General features: G+C 37.6%; 14 protein-coding genes and 3 pseudogenes. 12 read left to right on the top strand and 5 right to left on the bottom strand.

Annotation, left to right across the window (positions count from 1 at the left end; all coding sequences use genetic code 11):
- Window positions 1–65 precede the first annotated feature (65 nt).
- Window positions 66–1,232 carry a tyrosine-type recombinase/integrase gene (locus ACFINC_RS08625; RefSeq protein ID WP_375616936.1) on the bottom strand — a complete coding sequence of 389 codons (1,167 nt, stop codon included), beginning with the start codon at window positions 1,230–1,232 and terminating at the stop codon, window positions 66–68.
- A gap of 150 nt (window positions 1,233–1,382) precedes the next feature.
- Between ACFINC_RS08625 and ACFINC_RS08620 the strand changes: the two genes are divergently transcribed.
- From ACFINC_RS08620 to ACFINC_RS08565, 12 genes and pseudogenes are all read left to right on the top strand, one after another.
- On the top strand, window positions 1,383–2,066 hold the full coding sequence (locus ACFINC_RS08620; protein WP_375616937.1) for a DNA adenine methylase: 684 nt from the start codon (window positions 1,383–1,385) through the stop codon (window positions 2,064–2,066).
- A gap of 510 nt (window positions 2,067–2,576) precedes the next feature.
- Window positions 2,577–2,795, top strand: coding sequence for a TA system antitoxin ParD family protein (locus tag ACFINC_RS08615; RefSeq protein ID WP_005773872.1), 219 nt, complete (start codon window positions 2,577–2,579; stop codon window positions 2,793–2,795).
- Window positions 2,788–3,072, top strand: a complete 285-nt coding sequence (locus tag ACFINC_RS08610) for a type II toxin-antitoxin system RelE/ParE family toxin (RefSeq protein WP_375616935.1) — start codon at window positions 2,788–2,790, stop codon at window positions 3,070–3,072. Before ACFINC_RS08615 ends, ACFINC_RS08610 begins: the two co-directional genes overlap by 8 nt.
- A 771-nt stretch (window positions 3,073–3,843) precedes the next feature.
- Window positions 3,844–4,653, top strand: a complete 810-nt coding sequence (locus ACFINC_RS08605) for a carboxymuconolactone decarboxylase family protein (RefSeq protein ID WP_375616934.1) — start codon at window positions 3,844–3,846, stop codon at window positions 4,651–4,653.
- Window positions 4,654–4,739: 86 nt separating this feature from the next.
- A complete protein-coding gene (locus ACFINC_RS08600; protein WP_273758245.1) occupies window positions 4,740–5,360 on the top strand; it encodes a hypothetical protein in 621 nt (206 codons plus the stop codon).
- Window positions 5,361–5,651: 291 nt separating this feature from the next.
- Window positions 5,652–6,455 (top strand): AfsA-related hotdog domain-containing protein, encoded by an 804-nt coding sequence (locus ACFINC_RS08595; protein ID WP_375616933.1) that lies wholly within the window; start codon window positions 5,652–5,654, stop codon window positions 6,453–6,455.
- 11 nt (window positions 6,456–6,466) lie between these two features.
- On the top strand, window positions 6,467–7,309 hold the full coding sequence (locus ACFINC_RS08590; RefSeq protein ID WP_273758244.1) for a hypothetical protein: 843 nt from the start codon (window positions 6,467–6,469) through the stop codon (window positions 7,307–7,309).
- An 84-nt stretch (window positions 7,310–7,393) separates the two neighbouring features.
- Window positions 7,394–8,152, top strand: a complete 759-nt coding sequence (locus ACFINC_RS08585) for an HAD family hydrolase (protein ID WP_375616932.1) — start codon at window positions 7,394–7,396, stop codon at window positions 8,150–8,152.
- Between the two features lie 164 nt (window positions 8,153–8,316).
- Entirely contained in the window at window positions 8,317–9,060 is a 744-nt protein-coding gene (locus ACFINC_RS08580) for an SDR family oxidoreductase (RefSeq protein ID WP_375616931.1), read from the top strand.
- Between the two features lie 11 nt (window positions 9,061–9,071).
- Window positions 9,072–10,004: a DMT family transporter gene (locus ACFINC_RS08575; protein ID WP_144755783.1), complete on the top strand. Its 933-nt coding sequence runs from the start codon at window positions 9,072–9,074 to the stop codon at window positions 10,002–10,004.
- Window positions 10,005–10,017: 13 nt separating this feature from the next.
- Window positions 10,018–10,095, top strand: a pseudogene (locus ACFINC_RS08570) (Killer protein); the annotation flags it as partial.
- An 18-nt stretch (window positions 10,096–10,113) separates the two neighbouring features.
- Window positions 10,114–10,218: pseudogene (locus ACFINC_RS08565) on the top strand (transcriptional regulator); the annotation flags it as partial.
- A gap of 1,476 nt (window positions 10,219–11,694) precedes the next feature.
- Here the strand turns inward: ACFINC_RS08565 and ACFINC_RS08560 are convergent.
- From ACFINC_RS08560 to ACFINC_RS08545, 4 genes and pseudogenes are all read right to left on the bottom strand, one after another.
- Window positions 11,695–11,931: pseudogene (locus tag ACFINC_RS08560) on the bottom strand (type ISP restriction/modification enzyme); the annotation flags it as partial.
- Window positions 11,865–12,077 carry a hypothetical protein gene (locus ACFINC_RS08555; protein ID WP_375616930.1) on the bottom strand — a complete coding sequence of 71 codons (213 nt, stop codon included), beginning with the start codon at window positions 12,075–12,077 and terminating at the stop codon, window positions 11,865–11,867. The pseudogene ACFINC_RS08560 and the gene ACFINC_RS08555, both read right to left, overlap by 67 nt.
- 542 nt (window positions 12,078–12,619) lie before the next feature.
- A complete protein-coding gene (locus ACFINC_RS08550; protein WP_375616929.1) occupies window positions 12,620–14,212 on the bottom strand; it encodes a YfjI family protein in 1,593 nt (530 codons plus the stop codon).
- A partial coding sequence (locus tag ACFINC_RS08545; RefSeq protein WP_375616928.1) for a toprim domain-containing protein occupies window positions 14,209–14,394 on the bottom strand: 186 nt, incomplete at its 5' end. The genes ACFINC_RS08550 and ACFINC_RS08545, both read right to left, overlap by 4 nt.

Genomic DNA, 14,394 nt, shown 5'->3' with positions numbered 1-14,394 from the left:
GAGAAAGAATGAGAGAGAAGAGAGAGAAAGTTATCCACAGATAATGGGGTTATTCACCCCATATCTTAAGATTGACCGGTGACATAAGCCGCCCATTTATCCATATAGACACGGCGCTGTTCTAAATAGTCAGTACGACGATAGGCACGCTCTACTTTACCGCCTACCGTATGACTTAAAATAGTTTCAGCGACCTCATAGGGGGCATCGGTTGTTTCAGCAAGCCAATCGCGTAAACTAGAACGAAACCCATGCGGGCAGGCATCAAGTCCAATTTTTTGCATGTATTGAGCCATACAGCGTGCAGAAAGGGGACCCCGACCTGTTGCAGAAAAAAAGAAATCATTGCGAGATAAAAGGCGCGCTTGTTTTAAAATATCTAATGCTTCTGTTGATAAAGGGACGCGAAATTCTGTTGTAGCATCACGCCTTCCTTTCATATTCTCAGCAGGAATAGTCCATATATCGCCATCAACTTGATCTTCACGAATATGACGTAAAGAGTTGGTACGGACCCTTGTCAGAATAAGCAAACGCAAAGCCAATTGTGTTAAGGTTGTTGTTTGACAAAGTGTTTGATAAAAGGCAGGAACATCTTTCCAATCCATAGCTGGTCTATTCGTAACCTTATGGCGCTGTTTTCCTAAGAGAGCTTGTGCTTTTGTTACTGCTTGTAAATCAACATCCACCCCTAATGCAGCCGCATGTTTGAGACACATATTGAGACGAATAAGAGCTCTACGAGCAACTCCAGCTTTTGTATGCCAGATAGGAGAGATAACATTGCGTATCTCTGTTTGTGTAATCTCAGAAACGGGCAGACAGCCTAATTTAGGGAGAATATGAAGGCGTAAAGGTGCAAACCAACGCCCATCTTTACCATCATTTTTTAATTCAGCTTTACGACTTTCAAAAGTATCCATGGCAATATCTTTTAAATAATGGAGATTGCTTATTGCCTCACGCTTTTGTTTATTGCGCTCTTTAATGGGGTCACGCCCCTCATGCAAAACAGAACGCCATTGGTTTGCCAATTCACGGGCTTTTTTTAAAGAGACATCTCTCAAGGCACCCAAACCCATTTCACGGCGGCGTCCATGAATAGTATAACGATAAAGCCATTGAGCGCCTCCATCTTTACGCTTATGAAGTAACAAGCCGGCACCATCATTATATTTGCCAGCCCCCAATGTTGCGACAGATCTTGCATTAAGACGGTTCATAAGAGCCATTTTTAAATCCTTTCTTATACAAATTTGATCCACACACTCATCCCGCTTGTGACGTGCAAAGGTGTGGTTTTGATTGATTCAAGATAAGCAGATTTAAAATGAGAGAATCTTGCGTTATTCGAGGGTCTAATTCAATATGAATAACGATAGATTATCATTATAAATCAATACGTTGTATCTTTAAGGAGAAAATTAGTTCCTTTATATGAAGTGATCAATGATCGTTCAGGTGATGTGGTGAATTTTTTTCGGGTGTTGCAACGCCATTATTACCCTTTCATGGATCTGTTGGAGTTCCAGGTGAGTAGCCGTGAGGCGTTTGAACGGTTACGCACCCAAGATCCCAAGACCCTGACAGATTTAGAGCGGGCATTGCGGTTTTTATATCTGCAGCGGTTGAGTTTTGGTGGCAAAGTGGCAAAACAGACGTTTGGAGTTGATCCACACCGTGGTGCACGGTTTAATAGTCTCAAACTTGAAGCCTCCTTAAAGCTTATTTACCGTCGTTTAGCAGGTGTGACCATTGAACATTTAGATTGGTTTGAGTTTATTAGGCGCTATGATCGTCCCAACATCTTGTTTTACCTTGATCCGCCTTATTGGGGTGTTGAGGATTACTATGGCAAGGATTTGTTTAAGCGAGAGGATTATCAGAGGATGTCCACACTGCTTGCACAATTAAAGGGAAAGTTTCTTCTGTCACTCAATGATGTGCCGGAGATTCGCAAAAGCTTTAGCCCATTTAAGATAAAAGAGGTCACCATATCTTATACATGCAGTTCAAATAATCCAATTCCAGCTCAAGAGCTCATCATCTCAAATTGCGACTTTTAGCAAAGGAGAAAAAGCTGCCTTAAAGGGTCTTTAAATGATCTTTGAAAGGTCTTTGAAGACCCTTTGAAAACCCCTTTAATTTTTTAAAAAAGACGTGAATTTTAAAAATGAATTGCTGCAAAACCTGCTGTCAAATTCTGCAAAACCTGCTGACAAGCTACATACAAGACATATAGAATCAATAATTTATAGCACGACAAAAGTGCTGTGGCGGAGGGGATAGGAATGCTATATTTATATAAAATCAATAGATTATATAGAAGTTCGGGAATTTTGATTCCGTTGATTCTTTTAACTTATTTTCTGCCTATCCCGAACCTTTTTAGAGCTTATTCTCGATCATTTAGTTCTAAATTTATCTTTTATTTTCTCTTCTTTCAGATATTAAGAAAGATGGCTGTGAGAGAAGGAATTGTGTTAGAGATCTGCTAAGGTTATTGTGTTTCAAAGGTTGCTTTTTAACACCTTTTGAACTATATTACCACCTTATTGTAAGGTAGGAGTATAGTCATGGCTACAACTGTTAAACTGTCTGATGATCTCATTAATGAGGCTAAGCGTTACGCGTCTGTTTATAGCCGCTCGGTTCCTAAGCAAATTGAATATTGGTCGCGTATGGGCAAAATAGCCGAAGAAAATCCAGATCTCTCCTTTCAATTTATTCAAGCAATCTTACTTGGACAACAAGAAAATGCAGATGGCGATGTAACAGCATTCGAATTTGGCTGAATCTATGCAAGTTTTACAAACCCATTCATTAAAAAAAACTGTCAAAAAACTGCATGCCAACCAAAAACAAGATCTAGACCAAGCTGTTCGCGTCATTATGAAAACGCCCACCATTGGTCAAGCCAAAACAGGTGATCTTTCTGGTGTTTTTGTCTATAAATTTAAAATGGCCAAGCAATTGACGCTGCTTGCTTACAGCTATGAAGATCACACGATTACTTTGACCTTGTTAGCACTTGGCTCTCATGAAAATTTTTACCGAGATCTTAAAGCATAATATATTTTACAACTTGATAGAGGCACACAGCATTAATTTTACTAAAGTTCTCCAGTGCTAAAGGTATTAAACCAAAATTTATAGACATGATCAAGCTATATTGGGCACCTAATTGCGGCATAATATTTTTAGCTAAACCGATTGGAGGACTTTGCAGCAAAGGAGTACTGCACTCATCTGCTATTACATACCTCTAACTTGAGTTAAAAACAAAGCTCTTCCGTACACCCCAACAAATGGCTTTGTCATGATAGAACTTTACTAGATTAGAGGTAAGTCAGTAGCATCTGTTATAAATTTAACGCTTCGCACTTTCCTCGGTAAATTCAAGCCGCAAAATACTAAATACAACTAAGTCCTATAGCTCAATGCGCACATAATCATGCATGGTGTTTCTACGCTCAACAAGTTACACCTCAGTTCTCTTGCGCAAATACGAATAAGAAGGGTTTAATTTGCTAATTTTAGCTCAGTCTTAAGTACAACATCTGGAAAGGCTACGTGCCTGCTGCATCAACGTAATATTAATGCCATAGAAAAATCCCTTACTATCTGCTATAGCTTTATAAGGATTGCCTATAATGTAAAAAATGAAAAATAATATAAAATAAATTTACAAAAATGATTGACTAGGATATTAAAGCACGATAACGATTCATGCAATGCAAATCCGCAAGAGGAGATAAGGTATTGCATTTTAATTGAAGGTTTAGTTTTTAAGGAAAGTAAAAGCCTTATCCAACTAAGGCTCCGTGGGGAGGGGGCCATTACATGCAAGAACAAACATTTGTAAATTATAAGAAAAATGCTTATGAATTGGGTGTGGAGCGTTTACGCTCTATGGAATTGGTCGAGACCCCTTCAATTCTTGAAGAAATGGCCGATGTTGCCCCTGATCTCGCAAAATTCATCATCTCTTTTGTGTATGGAGAAATTTATGAGCGACCTCACTTAACAAGCCGTATTCGGCAGCTTGCCACCGTTGCCATTTTTGCAACTCTCGGTAATGCAAGACGGCAACTCAAATTCCACCTTACCAGTGCTCTTAATATTGGGTGTAGTCCTGCTGAGCTGATTGAAGTAATGATACAGTTGGCACTTTATGCAGGGTTTCCAGCAGCCTTAAATAGTGTTTTTGCTGCAAAAGAGGTCTTTGATGAAAAGCAACTAGACTTCATATCTAGTTGCGGCTCGCCATTAGTATGCGAGGATCGCTACGAATCTGGACTGAAGGCACTAGAACATATTGATGGCTCCGATGGACAAATGATTATTAAGACACTGGGTAGCATTGCTCCAGACTTAGCTCGTTTTGTTGTTGAGTTTGGGTTTGGTGATATCTACACACGGCCTATCCTCAACTTCTTTGAACGGGAAATTATAACGGTGGCAGCGTTAGGAACGTTAGGAACTGCGATTCCACAGCTGAAGCTGCATATACAGGGTCTGCTTAATGTAGGTGGCACGCCCGAACAGGTGATTGAATTAGCAATTCACATTGCTCCTTATGCAGGCTTTCCTGCAGCGATTAATGTCGTTGAAATTGCTAAAGAAGTTTTTGCCTCACGCAAGGAGACATAGAGAAATTTATTTGCCAGCAACATCATTATTATCAAAAGCGTGATACTTACGAATTTAATTTTTTTCTTAATTTCAAGGAGAATTTAATGTCTACACCGTATCTTTTAATTACAGAAATATATCCTAAAGAAAACCAAACTCTTACAGTAGCTAAGAAATGGAGGCAGATCACAGCAGAAAAATCTGAGCAGCAGGCTACGGTGTTTGTATCTCTTGATAATAGGACTGTTCTGCAGTTGAGAGCCTTGCCCTCATTAAAACAGATTGAGAGCTTGCCGGGGATATGGGAGCTTGAATTAAAATTATTGGGAGAAGATCTTGTGAACGACTTTCGTCGTCAACTTTTGACCTATGTTGAATCGGTAAAAGTGCTCAAGCAGTCTTTGCCTAGCACACCGTATCTGCAGCTGCGTCATATTGAGGTTCCTCCAAGCCGTTTTACCTCCTACCGCCAATGGCGAGACAAAACCATTTTTGACGTAGTACGCAAGGCATCTGAGGTTGAAGAGTTTATTGCTTATCATTCCATCATTAGTACAGAGCCGGGTGTTATGTTTCTCTCCGGTTTTTCTGTTGATCCTGAGATCTATAAGAGCCTTTTTTCTTCTCCGCGCTATCAAGAGATAATTAAAAAGGCCGGAGACAATTTTATCACGGGTGGAGAAGGTGGACTTTATACAAAAATTTACAAACGCTTTATTAATTAACAACGAACTACGGCGACAGCTGTAAAACTAAGCTGCAGCTTTTGGTTTGAGTGGAGGGTAGTGATTGCTAAAAATGAGCGCTTACTCTTCTATAATATTACCGAAAAGCCATGTATGTTTTAAGTAATGTAATTATTTTGGTAAATTTTTGCTTATATTTGATCAATAACGTAGTTACCGATTTTTAAAGCCATATAATAATTTTATGAAGAGTATGTTTTTATTTCAAATAAATCAAATAGATATAAAAAGAGAGTTAAAATTAGTTATAATTTTGAGGCAGGGAGCACAATGAAAAATACACCTAATAAGAAAATTTTTATAGTTGGCAATAAATTTCATGAATTTAGTATACATGAAAACGTTAAGACTTTTGGGGAAATTTTAGAGATGATACGTACAAATTCCTTTGCCAATTTACCTAGTAATAGTCAACTTGTTAGCGGTCAAGGGTTAACAGAAGTTCAAGCTCAAGCTCTTTATGACCAAGGACTATATCCACTTGCAGCCCACGGGATTGATATTTCTCCTCTACTACAGCGTCCACTTCGCGTTAGCCGCCTGCAAAGTCATAAGCACTACATCAGAAATGCGATTATCTCTCACCCGAAACGTTTAGATGAGCATAATTTTGAATCTCACTTAATATTGGATGAACGGTCAGAACTAATGAATGATCATCAAACTGGACAACATATACAAGGTATGGTGTTGATTGAAGCAGCTCGTCAAATGTTTTTAGCAGTTACTGAGGAATATTTTATCGGAGATAACTGGACGGAGCCGTATTACTTCGTGTTAAATAGCCTGGCTGCCAATTTTACAGGGTTTGTATTCCCTCTTGACGTTGTTTTTAACTATCGAATTAACTCTAGCGATATATCCAGATTATCTCGCCTTCACTTCGATATAACTATATCAGTTAACCAAGGCGACACGAGCGCCGCTACTCTTTCCTTTCAGTTTACTGCTTATCATGCAGAAAAACTAAAGAAGAATGAACACAAACAAGCGATTAAATTTCTTAACAAGCAAACAGGTAGGGACTCTGTCTCGCGGAAAGCTGAGAACCTTGAAAATGTTTATCTTGCGTAGAGGCATTGTCTATGAAAACAATAATGTACGAACTAAGTTTGACTACACAAGGACCGACTTATCCCCCGAGCGAAGTAATGGATGAAAAGGGAAATTTTATTGTTATTGGACAAATCAATCGCATGAATTCCCATGGAGAACTTACCTCAGAGTGGGGAAGAGCTTTGGTATCAACCTCTACTGTAACTCCTGAATTCGGCAAGAATGCTCCCTACGATATCATAAAAGAACTTTCAGATCCTCTTTCTAGTAGTGATGCCTCTCTTGTATTACATACTCTGCCCTTACCATTACCATGCAATAATTATCCAGTAATATTTGCACCAGCGCAATGCCCCAATGCGAAAAATATTTATCTGCCAAGCTATGGCTTCCATGAAGTACCAATACCAGACGCTCGAAACCAAGATGGTAGAAAGATTACTGCGCCGATAACCCTTGAACAATGGTGTAAAGCGAAAGGATCCATGGAAGTTTCCGTCCCTAACGACCAACGAACAGGACATTTTCGTTTTGAATTTTTGGGGTTAATTCCTAACAGTCTTTACACAATTATGGCACTACGGCAACATGATCTGAATCCCCATGCACCTACACGACCCGGCCCACTTGGTCTTCCCAATATACTACTGGCAGATGCTGATGGGCATGCCTTTTATCAAGCAATATTACCCAATCCGTTTCCATCTGTGAACGATCCCTCTGCTAATCGAATAGTAAATATCGTCTTGCTTTGGATGAGTTATCAAATGAATCGAGGCGGCGCGATCGGATGGTATGGCTTAGGAGGGGATGTCCACGCGCAGCTAAAGCTCAAAAAAACAGGTTTCTGGGAATTCACAACAAAGGATTAATATTACGAATAAATCATATCCATGCTTATAAAGAACAAACAACATTATAAAGTATTTAATTTTTTTTGAAGGGAGAAATTAATAATGAGCCTTGCGTATGCATTCTTCGATGTAGATGGCACCCTTATTCGGAGCAAGAGTATGCTCGCTTTCCACGATTTCTGGTATAAATCTTGGCTAGGTTTTTCAACCAACGCTCACCAAGAGGAATATGCAGATACTACTGCTATTTTACGTGCACACCATGATAACCAGAGTCCGCGCAGCGTAATAAACCGTCGCTTTTATGAATTTTTTGCCGGACGTGCTGTAGCAGAAGTAACAAGATGTGCAGAAACTTGGGCAAAGCGCGCGTTGATTAATCCTACTTTCTTAATCCAAGAAGTAGTAACAGAACTAAAATCCCATCATAGCCAAAAAATTGAGCCGGTCTTAGTATCCGGCTCTTTTATAGAAATTCTAGCCCCCATTGCAGAACATCTAGGTGTACCTTACATCTTGGCCACAAAACTATTGCATGATGAGCAAAAATATAATGGCCGTTTCGTCCCTCCGCAAACGATCGGCGTTGGAAAAGCGCTTGCGATTCAGGATTTTATTGAAAAACATGGTGGTGACCTTAAGAACTGCTGGGCCTACGGTGATGATATTTCCGATGAGCATATGCTGAAGCTTGTAGGTCATCCTGTCGCTGTTATTGGCGATCCTTTGCTTGAGGTGTATGCTCACAAGCATGGTTGGCGCTGTTTAAATCTACCTAAAGAATCACAAACTCTAGTATTCTCCTCTAAAAAGGTATTTCCTTTTAATGAGACGTCTTTACATGAAATATCAGTTCTTTAGTTATTCAACCTAATCACAATAAACTTTAAGGCTATCTTATTATTTAAACAAATTAATAATACTCAATACATTAAACATAATACAGTAATACATAATGCATGGCTAAAAATAAACTAGCTGAATATTAATGATTACAACTTCAGGTATAGAAAATGCTAAACGAAATGATAAAAAACACGACCGGAATTTACTCACAACAACAGAAACGTATTTTAGTCACAGGAGGCGCTCGCGGCATCGGTAAAGCAATTGTTCTAAACTTATTGAAAAATGGTCATAAGGTAGCAAGTGCAGACATCATTGACATAGAACTACCAACCTCCATCGATACGGCAGGCTTATGTAAATTGATTGTTGATATCCGCGATAAAGAAGCCATTGACTCTTCTGTCCATAAGGTTATCTCAGAATTTGGTGGTCTTGATGTCTTAGTTAATGTAGCAGGCATTTGTTATAGTGGCGATCCAGAAACAATTGATGCTCAAGAATGTGCTGAAACATTTGATGTGAATATTAAAGGAATGTTCTATATAACAGCTGCTACTTTACCCTATCTAAAAAAGGAAATTCGCGCCGATATTATAAATATTTCATCCATATGGGGTGTAGAATACAATCCTTCTTTAATTTCATATTCTTCTTCTAAATTTGCTGTAGAGGGCTATACTGGTGGGTTGCGCTTATGGGGAATGCCACAAAATATTCGTGTTTGTTCAATCCAAGTTGATAAAGTTAATACGGATTTTCGTCGCAATTTTAAAGGATTCCCAGAGATACCTCCAGAGAATCTTGCTAAAATGCTTCACCCAGATGACATTGCTTCCGCGGTCAACTTTATTCTTTCCTCATCTAATACCGCACAAATTTCTTCTATACGTCTCGATGCTCCACTTTGGTATCAAGTATAAGGATCTATCCAATGAAAATCACGCCCAGAATAGCTCTTGTCTTAACCCTCGTAGGAACCTTTTTTTGGGGTTCCAATTTCCAAGCCACTAAGATAGCTTTAACAACTGTTTCTCCATGGACAGCTTCTTTTGAGCGGTTTCTCATTGCCGTAATCGCCATATTTTTAATTATGATTTTCAAAGAAGGCTTGCGGTGGCATGTTTTATCGCAAAATTTTATTTCTTATATTTTCCTAGGGATTATCGGTGTGGCAGGGTTTAATGGCGCTTTATTTGTTGGCTTGCAAACGTCAAATCCCATAACAGCCTCCCTCATCATGGCGACAACCCCTATTAGTGCTAATATTATTGAAGCTATCATGAATAAATCTTTCCCAACCTGTGAGAGGGTTATAGGGATGCTCATTAGCATGTTCGGGGTCTATTTAGTCATAACAAATGGGAGATTTTTGTCTAACCATGTTTCCTTTGCCAAAGGAGATATTATGATTCTTTTAGGTTCCATTGGTTGGGCGTTCTATACCGTGGGCACGCGGTCATTTGTCAAGAACGCAACCCCGCTTGAAACAACAAGCTGGACGATGCTCTCTGGCACCGTCGCCCTTGGCGTCCTAACCTTTTTATTCGAATCCCCTCTTCAAGAAACGATGTCTATGTCCGGCGCTAGTTTATTCGCACTCCTTTGGATGGGGGTTGCAGGATCAGTTTTAGCCTACCTATTTTGGAATATTGGAATAGCGATCCGAGGTCCGGGTAAGACGGCGATATTTTTCAATTTTGTACCTATTTCAGCCTTATTGGTGCAAATCCTGTTCGGCTTCATCCCTCAAATCATGCAAATCATAGGCGTTTTTGTTACGATTTTTGGAGTTCTAATCGGACAAGGCTATATATTCAGCTTACTAGGATCTAGAAAAGCCGTTCCCAATGCGCATAAAGAGTAATATACTTTTTAAGATGAATGGAAATTGGCGTGTTATTTTTCGCTTTATCGGAACAGATGTGGAGCTTGTTGATTATCAAGATTACCATTGATGAAAGGAATGAAAACAAATGACGCATAACCCCGCCCATTCTAGTGAAGTTCTAAAAGTAGCTTTTTTAGAAGAAATGGGGATAACAATACAAAAATTAGCGTACCGTCTTCATATAACAAAATACGTATTTATTGTCAAATAATATTTTATCTTTTTTTGATATTTTTTGTATTTTTTAAATACGTTGTGTATTGATAATATCTTATGATTATGAATTGCTTCTTTTATATTTATATGCGTTTAAAGTTATATTATGGGCTTTATGAAACGATTGCGTTATGTTTTGAATCTATACATCTATAATATTTAAAAAGGCTCTCATAATGCGTATTTTTATCTTTATAATCTATCAGTTTTTTTACTAAATGAATTTAAATTTTTTTTGTGAATTTTGTTTATAATACATTTAAAATTTAATAGCCTCTTATAGGTGCTCTCTTTATAATCAATGCGTTCATTTACAGTTTAGTTATTTGAAGCTGCTGTTTTTACGCATTTTCTATAGCTGTTATATGCTTTATAGCCATGGCATCATTTTTCATTTTCATAAGAGAAACGATAAATAGGATATATGATAATTGTAATTTATAGACTGTTATGAAAACATCTAAAGAGAGATTGATAATTATAGAGATTAGCAAAATCCCTTTTAATAGACTTTTGTCAGTTGTGTCAGTTTTGTCAGTTCTTTTTAGACCCTCTATTATTTTGTTTAATGAGAAAAATTAAAAACATTATTTTTCAATAGGTTAATGTTTTTAAGACATAGCTCATATCAAGAGTACAGTCTTTAAAGATAACCAATGATGTGAGTTGAATAAAACTTGTCAGTTATGTGTCAGTAAATTGAACTGACAAAAGTGATCATTTTAGTAAGTCATTAAAACGTGTCTTATGAAAAGCATATGAAATTAAAAACTGATTACGTTATCAAAATCCTTTTTATGAATTTTATCAGTTCTTTTGAATGATAACCTTATGATTTAGAGAATGATTACAACGTGCTTTATGAAAATCATGTGATCCTTTAAAGCCTTTCAAAAGATGGTTTATAACTCATAAGAAATGCTATCAAGATCATTAGGTTATGAGTTTTGGGGGTGCTTTTTATACGTATTATTTTATTTTTTTAATTAAAAATAAAAATCATTATATTTCAATGCGTTAATGTTTTAAATAAACAACCTATATTAAATACAATCTGTAAATACAATCTATAATATATATAAAAAGGGGTTTTGTAGGGGTTTTGGGGGTTTTAAGAACCGACAAAACCTATAAGTAAAATGAATATACATAACTCTTTTTAAACAAAGCTTTTGAAAAGGATAAAGTTATCATTTTAGATTACGGTATAACCTCTTAACGGCAATGTAAAAAAATCTAATTCTATTTAAGAGTGGGTTTCTTAAAAGTCTTAAAGCAATCCAAATAAGAGTATCTAAAAGTGCAAGTTTCTTCTTTTTAGAATAACGCATGATAAATTATCCTTTTAAAGATTGTACGTAAGCAATGTATAAAGGGGGTATAGAACCTATAGGTATAAGACCTTTTACCCCTTATAAGGTTAACATACCCATTATGTGGCATACCAAGTCTATTCAGTTTCTCTAATTTCCAATTTTGGTAGTTTTTTTACGATTTTCATGGTTTCTAAACTTACGGTAATAACCCTTTGAAACAACTCTAGAGGGTAGGCAGGGTTGCCTATGGTTTCAACGGCATAACGATTGGCATCATTCACAATGCCACTCTTTTTATCAGTTTTTACACATTGACGCCCCATAACCCATTCAAGAGCGGGTCTACCATTGACAATATACTCATAAGCTTCTGAAGCGGGTCTTGCGTCAAATAGGCAATGACAAACTTTTCAAAAGCAGCTTGCTTTTCTTGCTCTGATATCGCTTGATCACGATAGGCTTGTAAGAGAGAGCGTAAAGAGACATGTTTATTATCAGAATAAATAGGGTGAGACATAAAGAATAGACTCCATGACAAATATTCTACTGATTAATTCTCTTCAAAAGAATCAAAATGAAGCTTATTAAATCCATTTTGAGTAAATGGTGAAAAAAATGCAGAAAAATGCGAAGAAACGGATAAATTTTTTCAAAAGGGGGTTTAAAAGGCGACTTATCAACAGCCCGTGACATAGAATAAGATCAGCAGAATAGTAAAATTTGCTATTCATTTCACGGATTAATCAAGATAAATGTACTATGTGCTTTAAAATATCAGAATGAGTACTTTGATAGGTTTTGTAGGTTCTTAAAACCCCCAAAACCCCTACAAAACCCCTACAAAACCCCTTTAAATGTATATTATAGATTGTATTTACGGATTGTATTTAATATAGGTTGTTTCTTTAAAACATTAACCTATTGAAATATAATAACTTTTATTTTTGTTTAAAAAAATAAAATAATACGTATAAAAAACACCCCCAAAACTCATAATGGGGAGTGCTTTGAAGAGTTCACTGTTATATTGTTAATGTTCTATAAGATTTCCAAATTGCCTCAGTGTGATGTTTTATGGCTTGTCACTAAGGGATTCCATTCATAGCGTATGGTAGGGCGACCGCCTTGTGAGCTCTTGTCTCCAGAGATTTCACGTATATAGTTACAACGGCATAAAAGCTCTAAAGCTTGCTTAACGGCTTCATTATCTTTGAAACATTTCCAATCACGTTTATAAATATCCCTTGTTGTAAAAACATCGGGTAAACAATCACAACGTTCGACAATTAATTTTGCCCCCTCTGTTGCTAAGCTATCCGCCGCCGCATAAAGCCTTTTGACATGACTTAACAAATATTTTTCCCAATACAAGGCTCTTTCAAGGGCATCTCTATTGATTTCAAAACGCCCACCATCAGCCAGTTCAAAAATCAACGCAAGGGTTGGTATGGTTTGATTCATTTTCAAAAGATGTGCTTTTAAACTTGCAGAGAAATGACCATTCTTTATTCTTTTCTGAAAATCTTCCCACCATTCACGAAACATTTCTTGGGCTTCGGCAGAAAAGCGTATGGTTATCGGATATTTTGGTGATCCAAACGGTTTATCATAAAGAGAACGAAAAACCCCTTGATAACTTTCCCATGCCTTTTGATTGGGAGGTCTATCAACCCATAACTGTTCTTGTCGTTCATCGGGATAGATCAGCATTTGAAACCGTTGCATAAGACCATCATCGTTTATTCCACGGTGCATGTCTTGAATAATGGGAATAATACGTGCAGGTTGAATACCCCCTATAATAGAGAGAGTTGCATTGGGAATATGAATGGTTCCACGTCCTATACGGTCATAGGTGTAAGACTTATTGCCATTAAAAGCGGTTAGATAGAAAGAACGGTCTGATTGATATTCCTTTCTTTCCAAATTGGCTAAAAAACCAGCCAGTTCATCACGCACCAACAAGAGACCACGGGGGGGTTCTTTTAAGAGTTCCCCAAGCTTTTCGACAGTCACATCATTGACGATAAGACGTCGTTTTATAGAACTATCATCTTCCTCACTTTCTTTGTGTTCAAGAGCTTGTGAAAGAAGAGCAAGGGCTTGTTCTTCATCTTGATCTTTGAGTGCTTTATAGGCTTGTTTTTTCTTTTCTCGTTTATCTAATTCATTAAGAATCTCTTTTGTTTCTTGCTGTTTTTTCTTCTTTACCCACTCTTGATGCCATTCATCTTGAAATTCATAGAGAGGTTCTAAAGCAGCGTCCATGGTACCTGTTTTCATGGTCGAAGGTTCCCCCACAATGGCACCCCAGAGATTAGGAACAATTTTCCAATTGGCATGTTGTTTTGGGGCAACCCGCACGCCATTACCAATCACAGCAGCCAAACCACAGAGAGCAGAGATAGCAATAAAATCCATAGGGGCTTGTTGGCTATCCGCAACGTCATAAACATAGTTCATTAATGGCGTTGGCAACTGTAATAAGCTAAAAGGCTCGACGGGTAAGAGAGCCGTATTAATCGGTTGCAATTCCCCCCAACCATTTTGTTGCAATGCGATTTCATAAGGAATGGCTTCTAAACAAGTCTTATCATTGAATGAAACATTTTGATTGTTGGTATCTACAATATTGTTTTTATTCTCTCTCATTTATTTATACCTTTCAGTATCAAAACATCATTGAAATCTAGACCGTAGGGGGCTTGCATGATAAAAACCTCAAAGCCTTGTCTATAAGCGCGCGCAGCGAGGGTAAAACCTGCTTTACGACCAGCATCATCGCCATCCATTGCAATGGTGAGACGGGCTTTTGTTTTGGGTAAATTCACATG

Source organism: Bartonella sp. AP58NXGY, assembly GCF_042195785.1.
Taxonomy (GTDB): Bacteria; Pseudomonadota; Alphaproteobacteria; order Rhizobiales; family Rhizobiaceae; genus Bartonella.
Note: the sequence above shows the minus strand (reverse complement) of the source record. Positions and strands in the feature narration are given on the sequence as shown.